Source organism: Arthrobacter sp. UYCo732, assembly GCF_040547265.1.
GTDB lineage: Bacteria > Actinomycetota > Actinomycetes > Actinomycetales > Micrococcaceae > Arthrobacter.
Map to the genome: position 1 here is coordinate 159033 of NZ_JBEPPJ010000002.1, position 21547 is coordinate 180579.

General features: G+C 65.2%; 32 protein-coding genes. 2 read left to right on the forward strand and 30 right to left on the reverse strand.

Features of this window, described 5'->3' with window-relative positions:
• Positions 1-49: 49 nt before the first annotated feature.
• The 4 genes from ligA to ABIB45_RS04110 form a co-directional block, all read right to left on the reverse strand.
• Positions 50-2158, reverse strand: coding sequence for an NAD-dependent DNA ligase LigA (gene ligA, locus ABIB45_RS04095; protein ID WP_354214663.1), 2109 nt, complete (start codon positions 2156-2158; stop codon positions 50-52).
• A gap of 104 nt (positions 2159-2262) precedes the next feature.
• Positions 2263-3066 carry a DUF8359 domain-containing protein gene (locus tag ABIB45_RS04100; protein WP_354214664.1) on the reverse strand — a complete coding sequence of 268 codons (804 nt, stop codon included), beginning with the start codon at positions 3064-3066 and terminating at the stop codon, positions 2263-2265.
• A gap of 51 nt (positions 3067-3117) precedes the next feature.
• Entirely contained in the window at positions 3118-3507 is a 390-nt protein-coding gene (locus tag ABIB45_RS04105) for a hypothetical protein (RefSeq protein WP_354214665.1), read from the reverse strand.
• A complete protein-coding gene (locus ABIB45_RS04110) occupies positions 3504-3824 on the reverse strand; it encodes a hypothetical protein (protein ID WP_354214666.1) in 321 nt (106 codons plus the stop codon). The genes ABIB45_RS04105 and ABIB45_RS04110 overlap by 4 nt, the downstream gene beginning before the upstream one ends.
• A gap of 107 nt (positions 3825-3931) precedes the next feature.
• On the opposite strand from ABIB45_RS04110, the gene ABIB45_RS04115 reads away from it, so the two are divergent.
• A complete protein-coding gene (locus tag ABIB45_RS04115; protein WP_354214667.1) occupies positions 3932-4891 on the forward strand; it encodes a cation diffusion facilitator family transporter in 960 nt (319 codons plus the stop codon).
• A gap of 68 nt (positions 4892-4959) precedes the next feature.
• Here ABIB45_RS04115 and ABIB45_RS04120 read toward each other — a convergent pair whose 3' ends face one another.
• The 21 genes from ABIB45_RS04120 to ABIB45_RS04220 form a co-directional block, all read right to left on the reverse strand.
• Positions 4960-5295, reverse strand: a complete 336-nt coding sequence (locus ABIB45_RS04120) for a hypothetical protein (RefSeq protein ID WP_354214668.1) — start codon at positions 5293-5295, stop codon at positions 4960-4962.
• Positions 5285-5581, reverse strand: a complete 297-nt coding sequence (locus ABIB45_RS04125; protein ID WP_354214669.1) for a hypothetical protein — start codon at positions 5579-5581, stop codon at positions 5285-5287. The genes ABIB45_RS04120 and ABIB45_RS04125 overlap by 11 nt, the downstream gene beginning before the upstream one ends.
• 97 nt (positions 5582-5678) lie before the next feature.
• Positions 5679-5954 (reverse strand): hypothetical protein, encoded by a 276-nt coding sequence (locus ABIB45_RS04130; RefSeq protein WP_354214670.1) that lies wholly within the window; start codon positions 5952-5954, stop codon positions 5679-5681.
• A 77-nt stretch (positions 5955-6031) separates the two neighbouring features.
• Positions 6032-6730 (reverse strand): hypothetical protein, encoded by a 699-nt coding sequence (locus ABIB45_RS04135; RefSeq protein WP_354214671.1) that lies wholly within the window; start codon positions 6728-6730, stop codon positions 6032-6034.
• A gap of 41 nt (positions 6731-6771) precedes the next feature.
• Positions 6772-7503, reverse strand: coding sequence for a hypothetical protein (locus tag ABIB45_RS04140; RefSeq protein ID WP_354214672.1), 732 nt, complete (start codon positions 7501-7503; stop codon positions 6772-6774).
• 26 nt (positions 7504-7529) lie between these two features.
• The gene (locus ABIB45_RS04145) at positions 7530-7829 is read right to left on the reverse strand and encodes a hypothetical protein (RefSeq protein ID WP_354214673.1); all 300 of its coding nucleotides are present in this window, start codon (positions 7827-7829) and stop codon (positions 7530-7532) included.
• Between the two features lie 2 nt (positions 7830-7831).
• A complete protein-coding gene (locus ABIB45_RS04150; RefSeq protein WP_354214674.1) occupies positions 7832-8146 on the reverse strand; it encodes a hypothetical protein in 315 nt (104 codons plus the stop codon).
• Between the two features lie 40 nt (positions 8147-8186).
• Complete coding sequence (locus tag ABIB45_RS04155) at positions 8187-8672, reverse strand: hypothetical protein (protein WP_354214675.1); 486 nt, start codon at positions 8670-8672, stop codon at positions 8187-8189.
• 179 nt (positions 8673-8851) lie between these two features.
• Positions 8852-9163, reverse strand: a complete 312-nt coding sequence (locus tag ABIB45_RS04160) for a hypothetical protein (protein WP_354214676.1) — start codon at positions 9161-9163, stop codon at positions 8852-8854.
• A 41-nt stretch (positions 9164-9204) separates the two neighbouring features.
• Positions 9205-9519, reverse strand: coding sequence for a hypothetical protein (locus ABIB45_RS04165; RefSeq protein WP_354214677.1), 315 nt, complete (start codon positions 9517-9519; stop codon positions 9205-9207).
• Between the two features lie 61 nt (positions 9520-9580).
• Complete coding sequence (locus ABIB45_RS04170; RefSeq protein WP_354214678.1) at positions 9581-9718, reverse strand: hypothetical protein; 138 nt, start codon at positions 9716-9718, stop codon at positions 9581-9583.
• The gene (locus ABIB45_RS04175) at positions 9711-10340 is read right to left on the reverse strand and encodes a hypothetical protein (protein ID WP_354214679.1); all 630 of its coding nucleotides are present in this window, start codon (positions 10338-10340) and stop codon (positions 9711-9713) included. The genes ABIB45_RS04170 and ABIB45_RS04175 overlap by 8 nt, the downstream gene beginning before the upstream one ends.
• Positions 10333-10587 carry a hypothetical protein gene (locus ABIB45_RS04180; protein WP_354214680.1) on the reverse strand — a complete coding sequence of 85 codons (255 nt, stop codon included), beginning with the start codon at positions 10585-10587 and terminating at the stop codon, positions 10333-10335. The genes ABIB45_RS04175 and ABIB45_RS04180 overlap by 8 nt, the downstream gene beginning before the upstream one ends.
• Before the next feature lie 8 nt (positions 10588-10595).
• The gene (locus ABIB45_RS04185) at positions 10596-11186 is read right to left on the reverse strand and encodes a metallophosphoesterase (RefSeq protein WP_354214681.1); all 591 of its coding nucleotides are present in this window, start codon (positions 11184-11186) and stop codon (positions 10596-10598) included.
• Positions 11183-11533, reverse strand: coding sequence for a hypothetical protein (locus ABIB45_RS04190; protein WP_354214682.1), 351 nt, complete (start codon positions 11531-11533; stop codon positions 11183-11185). Before ABIB45_RS04190 ends, ABIB45_RS04185 begins: the two co-directional genes overlap by 4 nt.
• A gap of 43 nt (positions 11534-11576) precedes the next feature.
• Positions 11577-11783 carry a hypothetical protein gene (locus ABIB45_RS04195; RefSeq protein WP_354214683.1) on the reverse strand — a complete coding sequence of 69 codons (207 nt, stop codon included), beginning with the start codon at positions 11781-11783 and terminating at the stop codon, positions 11577-11579.
• 76 nt (positions 11784-11859) lie between these two features.
• A complete protein-coding gene (locus tag ABIB45_RS04200) occupies positions 11860-12174 on the reverse strand; it encodes a hypothetical protein (RefSeq protein ID WP_354214684.1) in 315 nt (104 codons plus the stop codon).
• A gap of 64 nt (positions 12175-12238) precedes the next feature.
• The gene (locus ABIB45_RS04205; protein ID WP_354214685.1) at positions 12239-13177 is read right to left on the reverse strand and encodes a hypothetical protein; all 939 of its coding nucleotides are present in this window, start codon (positions 13175-13177) and stop codon (positions 12239-12241) included.
• A 28-nt stretch (positions 13178-13205) separates the two neighbouring features.
• The gene (locus ABIB45_RS04210; RefSeq protein ID WP_354214686.1) at positions 13206-13532 is read right to left on the reverse strand and encodes a hypothetical protein; all 327 of its coding nucleotides are present in this window, start codon (positions 13530-13532) and stop codon (positions 13206-13208) included.
• A complete protein-coding gene (locus ABIB45_RS04215; RefSeq protein WP_354214687.1) occupies positions 13532-14053 on the reverse strand; it encodes a hypothetical protein in 522 nt (173 codons plus the stop codon). Before ABIB45_RS04215 ends, ABIB45_RS04210 begins: the two co-directional genes overlap by 1 nt.
• A 3-nt stretch (positions 14054-14056) precedes the next feature.
• The gene (locus ABIB45_RS04220; protein ID WP_354214688.1) at positions 14057-14479 is read right to left on the reverse strand and encodes a PMP-22/EMP/MP20 family protein; all 423 of its coding nucleotides are present in this window, start codon (positions 14477-14479) and stop codon (positions 14057-14059) included.
• A gap of 358 nt (positions 14480-14837) precedes the next feature.
• Here ABIB45_RS04220 and ABIB45_RS04225 point away from each other — a divergent pair, with 358 nt between their 5' ends.
• Entirely contained in the window at positions 14838-15407 is a 570-nt protein-coding gene (locus ABIB45_RS04225; RefSeq protein WP_354214689.1) for a hypothetical protein, read from the forward strand.
• Here ABIB45_RS04225 and ABIB45_RS04230 read toward each other — a convergent pair.
• The 5 genes from ABIB45_RS04230 to ABIB45_RS04250 form a co-directional block, all read right to left on the reverse strand.
• Entirely contained in the window at positions 15348-15893 is a 546-nt protein-coding gene (locus tag ABIB45_RS04230) for a hypothetical protein (RefSeq protein ID WP_354214690.1), read from the reverse strand. The two genes, ABIB45_RS04225 and ABIB45_RS04230, sit on opposite strands and share 60 nt — an antisense overlap.
• A 65-nt stretch (positions 15894-15958) precedes the next feature.
• Positions 15959-17563, reverse strand: a complete 1605-nt coding sequence (locus ABIB45_RS04235; protein ID WP_354214691.1) for a hypothetical protein — start codon at positions 17561-17563, stop codon at positions 15959-15961.
• Between the two features lie 7 nt (positions 17564-17570).
• The gene (locus ABIB45_RS04240) at positions 17571-19832 is read right to left on the reverse strand and encodes a penicillin-binding protein (RefSeq protein WP_354214692.1); all 2262 of its coding nucleotides are present in this window, start codon (positions 19830-19832) and stop codon (positions 17571-17573) included.
• A 157-nt stretch (positions 19833-19989) separates the two neighbouring features.
• Positions 19990-20268, reverse strand: coding sequence for a hypothetical protein (locus ABIB45_RS04245; protein WP_354214693.1), 279 nt, complete (start codon positions 20266-20268; stop codon positions 19990-19992).
• Between the two features lie 108 nt (positions 20269-20376).
• Positions 20377-21429 carry a hypothetical protein gene (locus ABIB45_RS04250; RefSeq protein ID WP_354214694.1) on the reverse strand — a complete coding sequence of 351 codons (1053 nt, stop codon included), beginning with the start codon at positions 21427-21429 and terminating at the stop codon, positions 20377-20379.
• Positions 21430-21547: the final 118 nt, after the last annotated feature.

Consider the following 21547-nt stretch of genomic DNA (forward strand, 5'->3'; position numbering starts at 1 on the left):
GAGGGCCTCCCCACCGTAACGGAAAGGCCCTCTCCATGTGGCCGGTTGGCTACGCTTCGCCGTCCTCCAGCATCTTTGCGAATTCCTCAGGAGTGACAATCTTGATGCCAAGCTCGCGGGCCTTGATCACCTTGGACGAGTTCTCTTCAGATGAGACCAGCAGGTCGGTGGTCTTTGATACAGATCCCGAAGCCTTGCCGCCGTTGGCTTCGATGAGCTCCTGGACCCCGCTGCGGGAGAGTGAAGCGAGGCTCGGTGCGCCCTTGACACTGCCGGTGACGACCACGTTCAAGGGCACGCCACCTGCCTTGGCCAGCTTCGGGGCTTTCGAGCCCGCTTCCGGCTTCGGCTTCGGGGCCCCCATGTTCACGCCAGCAGCGCGGAGCTTGGCGATGACCGGCTCGTTCTTCTTCAGCTGCTCGTGGATAACCTCAGCCTTCTTCTGGCCGATGCCTTCGACGTTGGCCAGCTGGGAGACGGTGGCGGTCTGGAGGGCTTCCATCGTCTCGAATTGAGCTGCCAGCCGGCGGCCGAAGGTGCGGCCGGTGAACCGCATGGACAGGGACGTGATGACCCGGTTGAGCGGCTGGGACTTGGCCTTCTCAATCTCGGCCATGATCTTGGCCGCGTTCTTCTGCCCCAGGGTGCGGGTGCCTCCGGTGGAGGTCTCACCCAGGTCCAGCTCGGCGAGCTGATCTTCAGTGAGGGAGAACAGATCGCCGACGTCCTTGACCCGGTCAGCCTCGATGAGCGCGTCACCGATGGAGCCGCCAAGGCCTTCGATGTCGAAGCCTGCATCGCGGGACGCGGCATACGCGATGCGGCCGCTCACACTGCATTCGGGCGTGTGGCAACGCCAGAGCTCGGTGGACTTGTCGAACGGCTCGGAGCACTGCGGGCACACCGACGGCGGCTGCCAAGGCTGGGAGCCCTCATCGCGGAGATCGGCGCGGGGCAGATGAACTTGGGGGATGATGTCGTTCGCCTTGTACGCGCTCACGGTGTCGCCGATGCGCATGTCGGCGGTCTGGAGGTGGCCGACGTTGTGCAGGGAGGCGTACTCCACGACGGAGCCGTCCACCTCCACCGGGGTGAGCCTGGCCCGGATGGACAGGCGGCCGGTCTTGCCGATGTTGTACTCGATGTCCTCGATGACCGTTGGTTCCTCGACCGCCGGGTATTTGTAGGCGACGGCCCACTTCGGCGCCCGGGAGCCTTCGCCCAGTTCGGCTCGTTCGGCGGCGGTGTTGACCTTCAGGACGGCCCCGTCCATAAGGAAGCTCAGGCCCTTGCGTTCGGCGCCGAGTGCGGCGATGGCTGCCATCGGGTCTTCGGCGTCCAGGACCGACTGCGGCAGCAGGGACCGGGCGGTGGTGAAGCCCAGGCCCTCCAGCTGCTGCATGGAGTCAAGGTGGTCGGATTTTTCGTCAATCGTCGTGCTGTACGCGGCGAAGGAGAACAGGCCGGCGTAGGAGCCGTCCTGCTTGTTGAGCATCCCGGCCACGCCGTTGCGGGCGTTGGCGAAGGGTGCCTTGCCGGCGGCGGCGCGGACCGCGTTGGCCTTTTCCTTGTTCTCGTCGTTCAGGTACAGCTCGCCGCGGACCTCGTAGTCGCCGTCGCCGGCCATCTCGGGCAGGCCTTCGACTCCGCGGACCCGGTCAGTGACGTCCTCACCGGTGTAGCCGTCGCCGCGGCGGGCGGCCCGCACCATTTTGCCGTCCTCATACCGGACGCTGATGGCCAGGCCATCGATCTTGGGCTCGATGACCGCGTTCGGGTGCTTGGCCGCGAACTCGATGACGGCTTCCTCACCCGGCTTGTCCAGGGACTTCATCATGGTGGCGTGCTCGACATCGCCGCCGCTGGCACCGCCGTGGCCGATCGCGTCGTGCAGGTCATGCTCTGGTTCGATCCCGTTGGCCTCCTCGTATGAAGCGATCCGGGACAGCAGACGGTCGAAGTCGACGTCGGGCATTTCCTCGACGTCGCTGGTCTCGTAGGCGCGGGCCGCGGACAGGGCGCTGGCGACCGCTGCTTCGTACTCCTCGGCGCTGGCGAAGGTGCCGAGACCGATGCCCGGCTCGGCGTGGTTGGTGGCCGCGAACTGGCCGCCGACGGGGATGCCGACCGGCTGGCGGTTCTGGGGTGAAAGACTCATGTTCTTCCTCTGGTTGCTGTGAACTTCCTACACCCATATGTGTGCGGCGATCTACGCGAAAGTGCCCGATCCGCGCAGGCAGATCGGGCACTGGAAGGGTATCGCTACTCGGCGATGAACTCTTCGAGGTCGTGCTGCCAGAATACGCTGGCGGCCTTCTCCGCCAGATCCTTGGCCTCGGTGAGGCTGGCCCGCGTCAAGGTGCCGGAGAGGATGTCCCGGGCCTTGGCCGCCAGAGCGATGACCTCTGAACGGGCGGCGGCGAGGGTGTCCGTCTCCGACGGGATTTTGAATGCCGACGGGTCCAGGATGGTGGCCTTCGGTGTCTTGCGGATGATCCCGATCGTGTTGGTGTCCCCGCGCTTGGTGGCGAACGCGACAGCAGCCTCGACGGCGGCGTCGTAGTCGGTGAGCGCGTACTGCCGGGAGTACCGCCCGGCGTAGTCGATTTCCAGGTACGTGCCGCCGTGGTTGCCACCGAGGCCCATCGTCACGATCGCATAGGCGGGTTCGGGCGTGAGCTTCCAGACTTCGCCGTCGATGATGAGGATGTCCTGGAACCGCCGGCCGGCCTCGTTGATGGCCTCGTACTCCCAGGCCTGCCAGGATTCGTGGCTGTCCTTGGCCGGGAAGGCAGCGGAGCCTGCCCGCACCGGCTGCCGGCCGCGCATCTCGGCGGTGTAGAGCTTGCCGGCGTGCGCCCGCAGCGGGGCGTCCTCCCCGGGCGTGGTGCCGTAGTAGCCGCGGTCGTCAGGCACGAGGGCTACGACCGGCGCCTGCTCGGAGGAGACGCACGGGATGACGAACTCGTGCTTGAAGGTTTCCACGACGGGCCGGGGTTTCCGGCAGCGCGGCGGGACCCGGAGCGGGCGGAACGTGATGGTGCTCGTGACAGCGAAATCGGTCATAGTCTCCATACCTTCAATGTGCGCGGACCCACCGACAGTCTGGCCTCCCGGTCAGGCCGGCAGAGTCAGTGTTTGCCAGGGGTAGTCGCCGATCAGGTGGTACTCAGTTGAACCGGCCACGATGCGGGCCAGAATGAGCTCCCCGCCGAACCTCGGGTTGTAGACCAGTTCGCCCTCCGCAGGGGCGCCGGCGGCATCCAGGGCGCGGGTGAGGTCGTTGGCCAGCACCGGAGTGCCGGGGGGAGTCTTCAGCTCGCCGGGCCGGACGTCGACGTGTCCGAAGTTGTGGAGTGTGGTCGTGGCGAGATCCCGGTGCGTGGCCCGGACATAGGTTGTCCAGACGTGCGGACCCCGGGTGTCGGCGAGGAAGCTGGAGACCATGTCCTGCGGCGGGGCGGCATTGAGGGCCCGGTACAGCTTTGGTGCCAGGCGGCGGCTCACCGGAAGTCCTTGATGGTGCCGAGCTCGATGACAGCGGGAGCGGCCATGGCCTCTTTGAGCGCGTCGGCGAAGCTCTTCCCCGGAACCAGGCCGAGCTCGTGCCGTTCCTCCGGGGTCAGCGGGCGCTCGAATGTCACCTGGACGCCGCTGGCCAGGGCCTGGTCGATGGCCCGCTGGTGGTCTGCATCTGTTGTCCCGCTGGTGGACTCGCCGATCGCCAGGATCACGGGCAGGCTGGCCGACAGCCCGCTGTTTTTCGGTGAAGTCACCAGGGGGACAAGGTGCTCGGCGGGCATGGGTTCGTGGCTGGAAGTCATGGCACCCATGTGTACGGACAGCGGGGCTGTGCTCTCCGCCGGTGAGCAGCAGCCGGCGGCCCGCACACATAACCAGGGAAACGTCCTCAACCCCTGGAGATCTATCCATGTCTGCCCATGCCGGAAGCAAGGCGATCGTCGCCGCGCTCGGCGCCAACCTGTCCATCGCCGTCCTGAAGGTGGTCGCGTTCGTCTTGACCGGATCCGCGTCCATGCTCGCCGAGGCGATCCATTCCGCCGCTGACTCGATCAACCAGATGCTGCTCATGTTCGGCGGCAAGCGGGCCCGCCGCAAGGCCACCACCGAGCACCCGTTCGGCTACGGCCGGGAACGCTACATCTACGCCTTCGTCGTGTCCATTGTCATCTTCAGCCTCGGCGGCCTGTTCGCCTTGAACGAGGCGATCGAGAAGTTCCAGCACCCGCACGCCCTGGACATGACCTGGGCCTGGGTGCCCCTGGCCGTTCTGGTCGGCTCCATCGCATTGGAAGGCTATTCCTTCACCACCGCGATCAAGGAATCCAACCACACCCGCGGCAAGAACACCTGGGCGCAGTTCATCCGCACCGCCAAGGCCCCGGAACTGCCCGTCGTGCTGTTGGAGGACTCCGCGGCCCTGACCGGCCTGGTCTTCGCCCTGTTCGGCGTCGGCATGACCGTACTCACCGGCAACGGCCTCTGGGACGCCGCTGGAACCGCCCTGATCGGCCTGCTGCTCGTCGCCGTCTCGGTCGTGCTCGTCGTGGAGACCAAGTCCATGCTGATCGGTGAGGCCGCGGACCCGACCGACGTCGACGCTATCGCCGCAGCCCTGGTCGGCCCGGGCGTGGAGCGGGTCATCCACCTCAAGACCATGCACCTGGCACCCGAGGAGCTGCTCGTCGCCGCCAAGATCGCCGTGTCGAAGACCGCCACCGGCGAGGAGATCACCGAGGCCATTGACGCCGCAGAACAGCGCGTCCGGGCCGTCGTGCCGATCGCCACCCTGATGTACCTGGAACCTGACCTTTACTCGGCCGCCGGCAACCGCGCCCAGCGTGAACCGGTGAACATCGGCCGGCTCTAGCCCGGACAACAGGAAGGCCGCCCCGATCCGGGGCGGCCTTCCTTGTGCCTGCGGGTTCATCGCCCGGGTCAGGACACCTGCCGGGCGTGGATAGCTTTGAAGTCCAGCCAAGTCTTGCCCATGACGGTCAGCGTGTCCGGCTTGCCGGCCGCGATCTGCACCGCCTCCTCGAGGCTGAAGCGTGCGTCCCGGAGGAACTTCTTGGTCCGGCTGGAAGGGAAGGACTCGTACTCCCAGGTCCGGGTCTTTTTGTTCCAGCACTGGTTCATCCAGAGGACCGCCCACTTATCGGCGGAGCGCCGTGCCACGGTAACGGTGAAGTATTCGACCTCCTTGTCGCCGAACGAGGCGCCTTCGGGGTGGAAGGCGAACTCGGTGGCGTGGGGCAGCAGGTCAGCGTCCATTGGGTGCCTCCGGGTTCCGGACGTGGCGGTCGGCGTCGGCGGCCGCGGTGAGCAGGTTCGAGGTGGACAGGTTGCCGTGGAAGGAGTTGATCTCGCCGAGGATGTCGGCGGCCGTGCGGTTGTGGTCAGGCATCCCGGTGGTCCTGTCGACCGAGATGGACGATGCTTTCCGCTCGACCTGGTCCGCCGCGCGGCGGAGCTGCTCGGCGACCCGCAGCCCTTGGCGGGTGAACTCCTTGGAGAGCATGTCGCTCACCCAGTACGGGTCATTCATGTCAGCTGCCACGGGTCTACTCCTGAAGATGGCGGGGCTGGTTCCCTGCAAATGTGTGCGGGCACCGGGGAATCTCTCCCCGGTGCCCGTGTCATTGGCTTTGCCGTTGTTAGTCCTCGATGAGAACGATGACGGCCTGTTCGCGTTCGCGTTCCAGGTCCTTCGAGTAGTCCATCTGGCTGGACTTCATCTCCTCGTACTCCTTCACAAAGTCCCCGAGCAGCGCGTCCTGGAGTTCCCAGTCCTCGTCGATGAGCCGGCGGAGCTTCCAGTTGAGGTCCCCGTCCAGGAGGTTGATCCCGGCGAGCTTCTCGATCGGGATGATGACCTCGCGGGGGATCTCGCGCTGGTAGCGGAAGTTGAAGCTGTACTTGACGGCCTGCATGGGTTCTCCTGAGATTCGGGGGCGCTTCTGCGCTCAGGACTTCATGTGTGCGGGGACCCTGGTATCCCTCACCGCTTCTATGCCCAGTAGGTGTACAAGACTGGCCGAAGGGACGTCCAGACGTCCGGGTCCGTGAACAGATTGCCCAGGCGGGCCAACTCCCGGATTTCGCCGGGGACCAGCCGGGTCAGCCGCGAGGCTGCCGTCGCCGCGTCGGCAAACAGCGGCGTCTCGGGCCGGGGCCGGCCGGCAATGCAGATGCGCCGGGCAGCGGCGTCCTGCTGTTCATCGTCGAGCTCAAGGGCACGGCGGTAGCCGCGGACGTAGTTGTGGTTCAGCTCCAGGCCGGTGGCCTTGTCCATCCAGCGGCCGTCGAAGGGATCGATGCCGGGGACGTCACTGAGGGTGGGGTCGGTGTCGGCTTCGCCGCCGAGGTGCGCCTCCACGTAGTCGAAGAGGTTGTCGTCCTGGAGCCAGGTGTCAGCGTAGGACGGCGGGACCAGGGCCATGACGTTGGGCAGCCCATAGTCGAAGGAGTGAACGACGCAGGAGCCAAGGCGGTAGCCGTACAGGTCTCCGATTCCGGCCCGCACCATGTCGATGTCTTCCAGTTCGGGGTCCTCGAACGGCCCGGCGGTTTCCAGGTGTCGGACGAAGTCGCTGAAGGCCAGCGTGACCCCTTGTTCGAGCAGGGGCGAATCCCAGTTGATGCGGGGGTCGGACGGGACGACGTCGGTCAGTGCGTAGCCCAGGACTTTTCGAATGCGAAGTGACATGCCCTCTATGTGTGCGGAGCGCCGGCAGCAACTCCCCGCGCTTAGCCCCAGTAGGTGTAGAGGACCGGGTGGAGCTGCTTCCAGACGTCGCCCGAGGTGAACAGCTGACCGTATTCGGCCAGGCGCCGCAGGTCCGAGGGCACACACGGGACGACCCGCTCACGGGCCTCGGCAGCACCGGAGTACATGAGCCGGTCCAGGGACGGGTCGGCCGTCCGGATGCGGGAGGCGATGTTGTCGAGCTCCTCCTCGGGCATGGACATGCCGGCGAAGTAGGCGAACTGCTGGGCGTCCCGGTTCAGCTCGGTTCCATCGACGTCCATGAACCGCTCGGAGTGGGCGCCGAGGCCGCGCTGCAGCGCCACCAGGGTGTTGTCCTGTCCGCCGTCGGGAAGCAGGGACGTCTCGACGTAGTCGATGGCGTCGTCGCTTCGGCACCAGCGGTGCAGGCTGACCGGCGGGATAAGGAGGAGGACGTCGGGGCCGGTTTCGGGCTGGACGACGGCGTCGGTGAGCTCGAGGTGGTGCAGGCTGCGGCTGCGTTCGCTCTGCAGGAGCTTGGCTTCGGTGCGGGTGCCGAATCCGCCGAGGCCGACCTCAGCCTGGGCCTCCAGCCACGCGGCGTAGCTGTCCAGGGTGGGGACCTCGAAGTCCTCGTCCTCCTCTTCGAGGCGGGACCAGAAGAGCAGGGGTGAGTCCGGATTGATGCGCGGGTCGTCCTCGATGAGGTCGGTGAGGGCGTAGCCGAGGGCTTTGTTGAGTCGAAGTGCCATGGGCCCTGATGTGTGCGGACGGGCTCTTAGTCCTGCCCGCCTGAAGTCTCCTGGCTCTTGGTGTCCGCGGCGATGCGCTTGACGATGGATTTGAGGATCGAGGTGCAGGCGGGGCAGTGGATCCCGATCGGCGTACGGATCGGTGCGCTGCTGTTGCCGCCCACCCGGGCGCCGCAGAACGCACCCACGGTGAACAGACCCGGGGTGTAGTGCTGCAGCAGGCGGCCGCGGGCGTACCAGGGCCGGTCGCCGGCAGGCCATTCGTTGATGAGGATGCGCCGGAACTCGCGGCGGGAGACGTTCAGGGGACTGTTCGGGCCCGGCATGCTCAGGCCTCCACGCCGATGAGCTCGCGGATGTCGTAGTTCAGCTCGGCGCCCCAGAGCTTCGGGATAAACCGCCGGATGTCGTCGGCCTCGGGGCCGTCGTCCATGCACTCTCCGCTGTTGCGGCGCCGCAGGTAGTCGGCGATGAGGGCGCGGTCTGCATCCTCCCCGTCGACGTCCGGGTCATAGCGGAAGTCGGTGAGATGCCGGCGGGACACCAGGTACTCAAACGCGCGGAGCACGTCCCGGTCGGTCTCGAAGGGCAGCGCTATTTCGACCTGGCCCACGGACCGGCGGTTGATGTTGAGGATCTTCATGGGTCTGATGTGTACGGCGGCCGCGGACCTGCTCCCCGGATCAGGCGCCGGTCAGCTGCGCGATTTCGTGCTTGAGCGCCTTGCGGGTGACGTCCAGCTCGGTGGCGTTGAACAGGCCGCCGTTGGCGACGGTGCCGAGGGCTTCCCGGTACTGGGCCTCGACCATCTCCAGGGCCGCCGGGAGGTGCTTCTCGTAGCGGTCCATGCCCCGGTCCCGGAACTCGTACATCTCCGGGTACAGCTTGGCGTTCTGGATCTCCCGGAGGCCTGCACGGTCCACGGCACGCCAGGCGGTGATGCAGAGCTGGCTGTGGTCGAAGCTGCCACGGTCCATGAGCCCGTCGGCAGCTTCCTCTTTCCAGCGGTTGGAGGCCAGGGTGTGGAGTGCGATTCTCTCGATCGCGTCCTCGAAGGCGTCGTCGCGCTTACCGAGCAGGTGGATGTGGTCGGGTTCCGCGTGGGTGGTGGCGGTGAACTGGCCGCCGGCGGGGACACCTGGCTGGATGCGGGACTGGATGTTGGTCATACCCATCTGTGTGCGGCCGGGCTCAGGAGTTGGCGCACTGGTCCCGCAGGGCTGCCGCGCGCTCGGTGGGCCGGAAATGTTCGGCGCGGCCGAACCGGCCGGGAGCGTGCCGGAGGCACAGCTCGCAGCAGGCGAGCTTCATGCGGTCACGCTTACGGCGGCGGAGCGGAGGTTCCGCTTCATCGGCCGTTGGAGAGGAAGAAGTCGAGAAGGTTCGGGTAAGGAAAGGGGGCCGATTCGGTATCGGCCGGGCGGGTGCAGGCGTCGGCGACCTCCTCGTCCGTCCAATTGGCCAGGGGAATCCCCGATTCGACCAGCTCCTCGCGGAGGCTCCCGTGCCAGCCGGCCGGCATGTCGTGGGAGACCAGTTCGGCTTCTCCCACCTCGAGGACGGTGTACTCCTGGGGAATCTCCCAGGACTCGCGCTCGACGACGGAGCGGATCGGGATGCGGATGGTGACATAGCCCAATGGCTCGTCGGTATTGCTCACAGTGGGGACCTCCTGCTCGGGCCGGCGGGAGCCGGATCTCTTCACCCCATGTGTGCGGCAGCGGCGGGCACAGTCTCCAGCTCCAGCTTGCGGACGAAATGGTCCAGGTGCACCGACGGGAACGCGGCGGCGTCCGCTGTGACTGACCAGTCCAGCCAGAAAACCGCAGCCGAGCGCGCCCAGCCCTCCGTCATCGGTTCAGGGCGGATGAGTTCGCGTGGGTAGCCTTGCCGGACGGATCGGTCGCCCAGGTAGCGGGTGACCTTGATGCGGTCGATCCGATCGGAGCCCGGGGGCGTGACCCAGAGGTGCTTGCCATCCGTTTCGAAGGCGTGCCGCTCCGTTGTGAAAAACACTGGTTCGGCCGGCTCCTGCCGCGCCCGGTGGTATCCGCGGCGGCGCTCCGGTGCGCCGGGGCTACCCATCGCGGCGGCTCTTCAGCGGCTTGATCCGCTCCGAATGGCGCACGGCAGCGAAGACACCTGCCAGGATCACAAGGACCAGAACCGGGGAAAGACGGTCGATCAAGATGTAGATGACGAGTATGTCAGTCATGGCCGCCGACCCTCCGGATGCCGTTGGCGGTGTCCCAGGCGTCGGCGGACTTCAACGCGGCCTGGGCTTCGGCGAATTCGATCTCGGTCCACTCGGAGCCGTGCCCGCGCAGGTCGTCGTAGAAGTCAACCTTTGCCTGCGCGGCGGCGACGATACGGCCCTCGTCCTGTCGGCCCGGTGCGGAAATGGAGGCCGGGTCGAAGGTCTTTCCCGTGCGGGATGCGATCTGGCAGGCCTCGTAAATCTGCCCGGCCCACTCCTGAGTCATGCCTTCGGTCGATTCGCAGAAATGCTCCATGGCGAATTCGTTGCGGAGTCGCTGTTTGTTCCAGGGGTTGTCCTCTTGCGGATCAGCCTCGGACTCCCAAAAGTTGCGCTGGCCGGGGATGGCCTGGGTCCCATCCAGGACACGGTGGATGGCGGAGTTCGCCTTCATGATTTTCATGCAAGGCGTGCAGATGAGCAGCTCGAGGTACTCACCGCCAGGCGAATCGAAAGCCGTGGCGCCGTGGTGCCCGTGGCTCGTGAAGATGTTGGCCCCGTAGGGGACGTCGGGTTGCCCGTCCATCTGTTCCTGCGGTGTGCGGCACACCGCGCACGGCAAGGTCGTAGTCTCAGCCATTGTTGCCCTTCAGATTGTAGTGGTCGCGGAATAGCCGACTCATCAGCTTTTCGAGGGTCAGCGCCGCGACCATGAACAGCAGCGTCGATGCGATGCTGATCCATCCCGCAGTGTTATCGCCTGTGAGCCAGGTCCAGGTGGAAGTGACGATGGCGGTCAGTAGAAGCGCCACAGTCAGCCATGTGGGGATCTGGAGTCGCAGGGACGTCAGCCTCTTTCGGAGCGCGTCGTTTTCTGTATCCGCCATCCGGTGCGTCAACGTGTGGCTCCGATCATTTCGTTTTCTGCTTCACATGCGTCGATAAAGGTGCCCAGCTCGTCAAACGAGACGGGGCGCTGCCACGCGTCGAAGCCTGCGTTGATTTGCCGGCCGCGGACTTTCCAGGCTTTGTGGACGTGGCCGTGGATCAACCACAGGCCCTCATCCCGAAGCCGCCACTGGTTGTACCTGTCTTCCCGGTCTACGCCATCCCCGGAATATGGAAAATGCGAGAGCGCAACGGTGCGGTCCCCGATGCGGCGGCTGGCAGCCATCTGCACGGATGAGAACACGTCGAGGTATTTGCGGAAGTGGCGGTGGGCGTCCGTGTACAGCGGGTGGACCGGGTCGTGGTTGCCGGCGACCAGGTGCTTGGTGCCTGGCAACTTCCTGAGCAGTTCCAGGGCCGGCTTAGGGTTGGACGAGGCCAGGTCACCGAGGATCCAGACGGAGTCTTTCTTGGTGACGTTCTCCAGCCACTGCTGGGCGAAGAAGTCGTCGTGGTCAGCCGTGCAGGAGAATCCGCGGTCCAGAGCGACCACGGAATGGGCGATGTGCATGTCAGACGTGGTGAGGACGCTCGTCATGCGGCGCCGTCCAGTGCTTTACGCAGATCTTCGGTCACGAGGAAAAAGTCGCCGGGGATGACAGCGTTGCGGTCGATGAGGTCTTCCATGGTGGCGAGGACCTCCTCAGCCTTCTGCAGCCGCGCGGCCAGGGCCGGGAGGGCGGTGAACGCGGCGGCCACGAACCGGGCCGTCTTCTCGTCTTCACCGAAGCTGACGTTGTTTTTGCCGTAGCGTTCGCTGGCGAGGGCGGGGATCAGCCACTGCCTGCTGTCATGACGGCCTGCATGGTCGTCGATAACGTCGACATAGTGCGGCCCGGGGGTGGCGGCGGCGTGGAGGTCGATGACGGTCTGCAGTTCGCTCATGCCGACTATGTGTGCGGAGCGCCGTGTTCCCGTGCCCGGCTGCCTAAGCGGCTGAGGGAAGCCGGGCGGGCCTCGGCGCGATGGACGTAACGGGTGCCGGCTGTTCATGGTTGCGTTCCTGCTGCGCGGCGATGAGTCCTGCCGCCTCCTGGCGCCGCAGGATCTGGGCCCCGTGGACGAATGCCCACGCACAGAAGGCGGCAACGAGCCAGCCTCCGATGATGGCTGCGGTGGTAAGCATCGGGTTCATGGGACTTCGCTTTCTGTAGTGTCAGGGGCTCCGGCCGCAAGTTGGCAGCGGTCGGTGGGGTTGGTCCCGGGGCGCCTCATTGAGGGGCGATAGTGCTGTAGTAAATCTGTGCAGCAACGGCGAAAACGGTAAGAGCGACGATCAGCCACGGCAGGATGTCGATCCAAGCCTGCAGAAAGTTGTTCGGGCGCCACGGAGCGCTCTTCTCCGCGTTCGGCTCTGTTGGGTCCGGCGAGGTTGCAAGGACGTGCGTTTCCTCTGCCAGAGGGAGAGACGACTTTTCGGCTTGGCCTTCGACGAGAAGAGCACTTCGACTTCTTGGTTTGGCAGCGAACACACCGGCGATAGCCGTCAGGATCATAAGTGCGGTGATCAGTGATCTCTTGGTCATGGGATTCCTTCAATGGTGAGGGTGGACTGAACCGCAGCAGCCGCGGTGATCGCGGGGCGGAGATTTACGAGGCGGGCCTGGAGATGGGCTGCGTTCCTTGGAGCACGAAGCATCGTGCGGGCCGGCGGATGTCTTTCGGGGCCTGCTCGCTGTCCACGTACTCGTCGGGGCTGACTCCGTTCAGGGCGGCTTTCACGAGCCCGGAGGCGAATGAAAGGTTGGCGAGTTTCTCTTCCTCGCGGATGTAGTACTCCTCCGTGGGGCCGCCGCCGAAGGTGTTTTCGAGGATGTCATCAAGGAACTCGGTGACTTCACCCACGCGGTGGATCGTGTCGGTGGCGTCCTCCAGGCTCCGGTGTGCGGTGGCGCTGCCGCGGCCGTTGATGTCGGCCCGGTTCATCTCCTGACGGGCAACCTTGGTTGCATGTGCGAGCCGGGCTTCGAGGCCGCGGATGCGTGCCACCAAGGCCAGCACGGTCTCGGCACTGGCAGCCGCGAGGTGCCGGGCGACCGGGTTGCGGACATCCACGATGTCCCCGCGGTGAATCCCGTCATGGGTCCTTGGGGTGTCGTCGGGCAAGCCACGATGCCTGGCCACTTCGAAGACAGCCAGGTCGCGGACAGGCACCTTGGTGTTCCGTTGGCTGGTGACAGAGAGCCGGGAATCGGTATTGGCGACTTCGTAGTACTTATCGGCCCAGAGCCAGTCCTCCATGTGCGCGACGGCGTCCTCCTCTGTCGTAGTGAGCGAGAAGAGGTCCTTGAACTCACGCAGGTGTTCGCGGGCTTCGAAAGAGTCGGCTTCGCGGTCGACCGGTACGTGGCCGAGGATCTCGACCCGGCCAAGCGACGGCACAATGCAGTTCAGGGATGGCTCTTCGAAGTCGGTGTTGCCGCGCCAGAACCACTTGCCGGGGGCGTACTCGGCGGCGGCACGGGCGGTCGCTTCGAGAGCGTCAAGATCCAGTTCGGGGGCGGCGGCCGCGGCCGTGGTGTCGGTCATAGGACTGATGTGTGCGGCAGCGGCCGCATCACTTCCCGATGGCCCGCGATTCCTGCCATTGGGCGTACGTAGCGCCGCTCGGCATCACGGTGTCCGGGAGTGGCCGGGCGTGCCAGCAAGCGTCCTCCAGGGTGAAGCGGCAGCGGGACAGGAAGTCCTCGTCGCGGTAGGACGATGAGGGCTCGAATTCCCATTCGGTGCCGTTCCAGCATTCGTCCATCCACCGCACCGCCCACATCTCGCCCCCGGTCCAGCGGACGTAGACGCGGAAGTGCATCGTGTCCCGGTCGGTGCGGTCTGTTCCTGTCGGGGTGAAGACGAATTCTGTGGCGTGGGGGATCAGATCTGCAGTCATTAGCCCTCCTGGTGGCTTTCTTTCAACGGGGCCACGGTGACCTTGGCACGCCACCCCAGGAAAGGCTGAAGCTCTGCATGGGGAACGGGCTGATAGCGGATGTCTCCCGGCCAGCGGCCGGCGGCCTCCTCAATCTCCGTCAGAAGAGTCCCGGCAGCGATGCGGTCATAGACGTGCTGTGGGTAGGCAAGTGCGTCGACGAGGACACCGGTGAAGTCCATGGCACCGCCGCCGGCGTGGTCCAGGACGATGTGGTGGAACTCGAAGGACGCGAGCATGCAGCGGTCCCGGTCCGAATCCTCAAAGCCAGGCGGTGCGTACACCCGTGCCTCAAAGCGGGACAGGCCACGGTCGTGGTCGCCGTTGAAGTCGGCCCCGGTCAGGGTGACAGCATTGAACGCGTCAGCCCAGCCGCCGCGCGGGTGTGCCGATGAGACGTGGGAGACAGGTTCGAGCCTGACCCAGATCCGGTGCGATCCGGAGCCGGCGATGGTCAGCGCGGGGGTGCTTGGCGCAGTCATCTGCTACTTTTCACCCAGGGCCGGGTATTCCCCGTCGGAGAGGACGATCGGCGTCAGCTTGTCGCCCTTTGATACGAATCGCACGAGTGTGGACTTTCCGTCACGAGTCACTTCGGCTTCGAAGTCGCGGTTGTCCATCATCTTGCTGTAGGCCGTTGAAGATGTAGCGCCGTAGGCGTCGCTCAACGCACGTGTGAAGTTTGCGTCCTGCCGGTCCTTGGCGTCAGCGAGCATCACCGACGTAATGCCCGTAGAAACGACAGCTACTGCAACGAACGCACACCCCACGGCGCGGAAGACTTTAGGGGTTGAACTCAAGAAAGCTATAGCTGCAGCGATCAATCCGGCCACCATCGCGAATACGGAGATGACGAACAAGGTGATCAGGATCGTGTACTCAGGCACAACGAAGTCAGAAAAGTTCATGGGTATGGGTCCTGTGCTGGTCGGTGTACGCGCTGCATTGAACGCAGCATCCAGGGTCGGCTGATCCCGGCAGCACCCATGTGTGCGGAACAGGCTGACCCGCTCACCATCCACCTATCGCGAGGAGCGTCTTGTCGGTCATCATGTCCGCGCGTATCGTCTTGCCTTGTCGGAGGGAGCCCGCATGGCAGAGCCTGAGAGTCCAACGAAAGCCCCTGCCCCTGATCTCGGGGGATGGAAACGAAGACTCTGGGCCCTCCTGCGGGAACGAGTGGCATGGACACGAAAACATGCCCCTGAATTGAGAAGTGTGGTCTGGAAATTTGGCCTAACGTTCGCCGCCCTAGAGGCCTTTCTCTTGGCAGGCTACTTCTATTTAGGGATAACCAACGGCCGGAACTTCCTGCTGAGCGCCCTGCTGATAGCACTTGGCATTTCATTACTGGCGGCAGCATGGTTTATTTTCGTGCACGGTGACCTGAAGCAGAGGTCCGATGCGTGCGTCTCAATCGCCACATCGCTGACCTTGGTGATCCTTGCTGTGGTGGCAAAGCAGATGTACGAGCCGGACTGGAGTGCCTCAGTCGACTGCGCCATTGACCCGGCACAGGACGCGTGTAGCGATCCCCTCGTTGTGCTCCGGCACACTCAGAATGCCGCAGCACTACAACAGATTTGGTCGCTCATGGCTTTTGGCCAGATCATCCCACTGCTATCAATCCTGAAGGACGCCGTTTATTGCTGGCTGAAGCCCACCCCCTGGCAATCAATGTCGGATGAGTTCGCCGACGTTAGGCGGCTGCGACGCGAAAATCGACGACGGCTCCCTTCCGCCCCCGACAAAAGCCCGGACGATCTGCAGCCACGACTATTTGATGGGCAGTTCCTTGTCGTCTTTGTCGACCAGGATGATCTGGCCGGCCGCTGAGGTGCCGTGGATGAGCGCCCCGTTGTGGATCGCCGGGTTCGTCTCATTCGAGGTCACCTGGAACCCCTTGTTGGTCAGCTTCTGGAGTTCCGACGCCTGAATGTTGGTCAGTCCCACCTGGTACCGATCCTTCGCCCAGGAGATGAACTCGGCGTTCTTGTCGGAGGTTTTGGCGCCCTTGGCCAGGCCCACGAAGTTTGGCACCGAGTCTCCGGTGCCGGCCGTGAGTTCCAACGCGCCGGACCCGAGGATGGGAACGGCAAGCAACAGGCCGGCGGCCCAAAACGATCGCTTCGCCCATATGGCAGGGAGCCTCGATTTGTCGACCCGGCGAATCACGTAGATCACGATGCCCGCCGCAAGTGCCAGGAACCAGCCTCCGCTGAAGAGGATCCCGAACAGCGAGTCATAGGCTGGGTTGTGGAACTGCGTCAGATTGGCGTAGTCAAAGGACCCTGCAGGGTCTTGTGCTGTGGGCAGGCTCATGGTCCGGTTTCTCCTAGGTCGGTCACCGGCACACATGCGTAGAACCGGTGTTTTCCCTCAACGGCCTATGGCTTCGCGGGGTCTGTGGGACGAACCGGCTCAGCAGGCACCTCGGGTGCTGCCTCGTCAAGGATCGCCGGACGTTCGGCCGGGCACCCTGGGATTGTCGTGGGGGAGGGGTTCGGGGACGGGCTGGCCGTCGGCGACCCAGGACTGGTTGGTGAGGGCGACGGTGAAGGGCTTGCCGTCGGCGCCGGTGCGGCCGGGGCAGCGCACTGTTCCTGTTTGGCCTCGAAATCTTTCCTCGCCTGGTCCTGGCGGGCGATGAAGGCAGCCCGCTGGGTGATCTTCTGGTCGCGGTCCTTGACGGCGCGGTCGTAGGCATCCCATTTGTCGCTGATCGCGGACCAGGTCTTGTTCACCTCGTCGACCTTGGCCGTGTAGGCGTTGTAGGCCTCGGCGTCCTTGGTGTACTTGGCGTACTCGGTCCAGTAGGTCACGACGGAGTTCTGCCAGGCCTTGGCGCCGGATTCCAGTTTGGTGCGGGCGTCGGAGAGGAGCGCGGTGCGTGCGGTGGTGGCCGCAGCTTCGTCGAAGGTCAACGGCTTCATTCCGGTGAAGGCCCATCCGCAGCCGGGCCCGCTGACGTCACTGGCCGGGACCTGCAGCTCGGCTTCGGTGGTTGCTTTGGCCGCCGGCGCCTGTGGCTCAGTAGGTTCAGGGACGGCCGCCGGCATGGCGGGTGCAACCGGGAATGAGGGCCTGTCCATCGGATCCGCTGTCCGGTTTACCAGTCTGGGTGCCGGGATGGGGACCCTGACGAGGGTTGCGGCCGGTGAGGCGGCAGGCGTGGGTGCCGGACCGGTCGGCGGTGCAGCGGGGGCTGTCGTCTCTGCTGTCAGACCCGTGGAGGGGAGGGCGACGTCCGGGATGACAACCTTGGCTTCCTCGGTGAACTGCTTGTAGCCGGCAACTGACCAGGGTGAGCGGGTGGCGTCGGCCACGGTTGAGCCCGGGTTCACGCAGACTTTGGCCAGCCGGCCCGAAAGGGTCTCGTCGAAGGCCTTGGCCAGGCCTTGCAGCGGGTCAGAAGGGGAGCCGGTGACGTAGGTGATGACGTCGCCGCGGCGGAAGGACAGTACCGCCGCACGGACCCCGCCACGGTTGGTGATCGCCTGTTTCGCGTCCAGCCCGGGGCCACTGACCGTCCCCAGGTTCAGGCCGGTTTCGGCTCCGGCGCAGACGTAGGCGTTGGCTGCCTGCCGCTGCATGGCCTCGGCGCCGATCCCGGCCGTGTAGGCGAGGGTGGCCACTTGGAAGCGACTGCTCCCTGACGTGTAGGTGCGGGCCAGGGACACCGAAGGGGCCAGTCCGGGCTGCGGGCACGAGTACGGCAGGGGCGCGGTGACCAGCTGCTGCAGGTCCCCTTGGGCGGCCCAGCCGGCCGGAGGGTTGTTCAGTGCGTCCGTGAGAACCGCGGTAGCGGGTGCCTGCTTCCAGTCGGCGGTGACGATGTTGGGCCCGGACGGGGCCTGCGGGTTGGTGTCAACAACAGGCGGCATGCCGATCAACACCATGGCCAGTGTGGTGGATGCGGCGATCGCGGCGATGACACCGGTTCCGGTCAGCAGTGCCGGCACGGATTTCTGGGTGAATCGAAAGGGTCCCATGGCGGTCCTACTTCTGTTCCGGGAGCTGGATGGCAGTGTTGCTGCCCTGGCTGAGGGTGAGGTTGACCGTTTCCCGGTAGGTGAAGGTGCTTCCCGCCGCCGGGGTCTGGCTGACCACGATGTCCTTGGCGAACAGAGGGTTCGGGTCGCCTGTTGCTTCGGCGACGGCGGGGGCCAGATCATTCTCGATCAGCAGGGTGGCGGCCTCACTGACGGACAGACCTCGGACGTCCGGGACAGTACGGGCGGTGCTTGAGCTCGTGGCGGCATCGTCAGCCTTGGGCAAGGGGATTGCGGGCAGCCCGGCGGTCAGCCGTGTCATGATGTCCTTCCAGACCGGGGCGGCCACCTCACTGCCGGTGAGGTTGTAGAAGTCGCGGCCGTAGGCACGGACTTTGTTCAGCGGGAAAGACTGCCCGCCGCGGGGGTCCCCAAGCCAGACGGCGGTGGCGTACTGGGGGACAATGCCAACGATCCAGTTCGCGGCGAAGTCGTTGGTGGTACCGGTCTTTGCCCCGGCTTCCCGTCCGGGCAGTCCGCCGAGTTCGGCGAGGGTGCCGTCGGGACCGACGAACGGCATCTTGAGGGCATCTGCGACCGTGTTGGCGACAGCAGGCGCCACGGCCTGGTGGCAGTCAGGGTCCGGTGCAGGGATCGCGGTTCCGGTATCGGCGCGGACACCTGAAGTGACAGCCACGGGGCGGCACGCGACTCCTCCGCCGGCGAAGACGGCGTAGGCGTTGGCCATCTCAATGGGGGAGATGTCATACGCTCCCAGGACCAGGGAGGCTTCCTGGCCGAGGATGGCCCGTTCCCCGGTCCGCGGCAGGGAGGTGACGCCGAGCTTGGCGGCCATGTCGGCGACGGGCAGGACACCGGTGCGTTCGACGAGCCGGATGAAGTAGATGTTCAGGGACAGTTGGATGGCGCGGCGGGCGTCAACGGTGCCCCAGGAGATGTTGTTGTAGTTGATGAAGCCGCCGTCGGGGTTATCCAGGGAAGACATGTACGGGCTGTTGGTGTTGAACCGGGTGGTGGCAGGGATGCCCTGTTCGAGGGCCGTGGCGAGGGCGATCGGCTTCATCGACGAGCCCACCGGGTAGGCGCTCTTCGCGTAGACCAGTTGGGTCTGTCCGGGCCCGGAGCCCCAGTCCCGGTTCTGGGCGACCGCGACGATGTGGCCGGTGCCGGGTTTGATGGTCGCGGTGCCGAGGGCGGCCCGGTTGTCGTTCCCGAGCGCCTTGGTGACGGCGTCCTGGGCGGCTGACATCGCAGCCGGGTCCAGTGCGGTGGTGAGGATCATGCCGCCGCGGGAAAGCTTCTCGGCACGGGCCTCGGCGGTGGCGCCGAAGGCGGGGTCGGTCAGGATCTCATCGCGGACCAGCGAGCAGTAGAACGGGTAGGTGGAGCTGGCGCAGCCGTTGGGCAGCGCGCCTTTGGTGATGCCGAGCGGTTCGGCGGCGGCCGCGGTGCTCTCCTCGGCGGTGATCTTCCCTGTCGCCTCTAGCCGGGAGAGTGCGGTGTCGCGGCGGCCTTGGGCGCCGTCGGCGTTGATGAACGGGTCGTAGATGCCCGGGCCTTTGAGGATGCCGGCGAGGGTCGCGCCCTGGGCGCGGGTCAGGTTCTTGGCCGTCGTGTCGAAGTAGACCTTCGAGGCGGCTTGGACTCCGTAGGCGCCATTACCGAAGTAAACCGTGTTCGAGTACATCTCAAGGATCTGGTCCTTACTGAGTCTCTCTTCCAGGCCGGTCGCGTACTTGAGTTCCTGCAGCTTGGCGCCCAGGTCCCGTGAAGGCAGAGACGTCTCGCCGGATTGTGCGACGAGGAGGTTCTTCACCAGCTGCTGGGTGATGCCGGAGGCGCCCTGGGGCTGGTCTGAGCGGATGTTGTTGATGACGGCGGCCCGCATCGTGCCGATGAAGTCGATAGGCCCGTTCTCGTAGAAGCGGGAGTCCTCCGTGGCCAGCAAGGCCTCGGTGAACGTGGGGGAGATGTCGGTGAGTTTCACGTCGACCCGGTTTTCGCTGAAGAAGCGGGCGAACTCCTGGCCGTTCTTGTCCAGCAGGACCGTGTGCTGGGGCAGTGCGACATCGAGCGGGATGTCGGACGGGAGGGAATCCCAGTGGTCGATGGCGGCGCCGACGCCGATGGATGCGACGGCGCCGACGGGGGCGGCGAGGAGCCCGGTCAGGGACACCAGGAGCACGGATGCCACGAACGCTCCCAGGCGGGCGGCAACGTGCCGCTGCGGGGTGGAATCTTCTTCCATAGCAGATCCGAGCAGTTGCTCAACACTGGCCATCTCGTGGTGTTCGCGTCTCAAAGTGTGGTGCTCCTGGAATGCTCGTGAGGCAGCCGAAGGCTGCGGTGATCAGGACGTGCTCGCCATGTGTGCGGACGGCAAGAGTTTCCTGCCCGCGCCGGAGTCAGGCGGGAAGGGCGTAGGTCAGGTGTTCCCGTGGTTGCGGCGGCTGGGATGTGCTGCGCAGATGGTCCGAGAGAAGAAGGGCGCCGACGACCATGAGGGCGGTGAGGACGAGCATGAGCGCCCAAAAGCCGGGATGGCGGAGCATCCTGCGGGGACCGTCCAAACGGCTGAGGGCCGGGTGCGGAGGAGTCACGGGCGCAGGCACGAAAATGTTTGCGGGAAAGGAGTGCCGCGTCCGCAGGCCGGATCGGGCGTCGGCTTCAGTGTGCGGTGTCATTCAAGTCATGTGTGCGGAGCATCAGGCATCGCTCTTCGGCAACTCAGGGCATAAGAAAAGCCGGCGCGGATGATCCACGCCGGCTCTTGGGGCTAGTCCCCCCGACTGCTAGGCCGTCGACACGTCCCTAAGCTTGCAGATAACGTACTCGGCTCCGCCGGGTACCTTGGGCCCGCTGCTGCTGGTGACCTCGTAGGAGTGGAATTCTCCTGACGTATGCAGGAACCGGACCTGAACCGGGATGATCTCTTCCGCCTGGACTGCCTCACGGAAGCACTGGAAGTCATCGGGGTGAATGATGTGCGGAAGGTAGCCGTATTGCGGCATCTGGATTCCGAAGGCCGTCCAGCTATCGGAGGTCATGAAGGTCTGCCAGCGGCGGACATCGACAGCGGCCAGGGCCTGGTGGGTGGAGAGATCGAAGACTGCACGCATCAGGGCGCCGGTGTCGCCGAACTCCGGGTTGATGGCAGGGGTCAGCTCAGGGACTTCACGGGTCACGGCACGCAGGCGCCGCATCGGCAGCACCGGGTCCGGGTTGGAGCTGGAGGAGACCTCAAGGTTTCGGATGCCGGGGTCGGCGGAGTCTTTGCGGGTCACAATGCGGTAGTGCACAAAGTACCTCTTGCCGTTGGATTCTTTGATGCCGGCGTCGATGGTCAGCTTCATGCGGGCCCGGTCCTCGGGCGCGATCAGGCTGTTGACCCACTGGTTCATGTCCCCGGTTGGGCTGGATGACCCGGTCCGGGGGATTTCGTACAGGGTGAACATCTCGTCGTTCCAGAGGGTTTCTACCCGGCCGTCGTCCCAGATAAGCCATTCGAGTGACCCAACGACCGGGCGTGGAGGAAGCGGATCGTCTTCGGCGATGTAGATGGCGCGGGCTGCCACCAGGCCGTTGGATTCGGGGGCGAGGATGGGCTCCACGATGACCCGGTACTTCTCACCGCGGCGTTCCACCACTTCGTCGATGCCGACGCTGGATTCCGCGACGATGCGGATCCGGTCCACCAAAAGTTCACGGCCGTTCGCGTCCAGGTTTTTGCGCAGACTCGCACCATGGAAGTTCCCGTCGCCGATGCTGAGCAGCCCGGACTGTTCCTTGTCCAGGTAGTCCACAAGGACCCACTTACCGCGAATTTCATCTGTAGCGTTCATCATCGAGACCCATCGTTGTGGGACAGACGCTAATGTCGTGCCCCCAAATGTTCCCGACTCCCCCAGGCCGGGCCGGACCCACCCAGTAGGGTCCATGGTCAGTTTCGCCTATTTTCTGGCA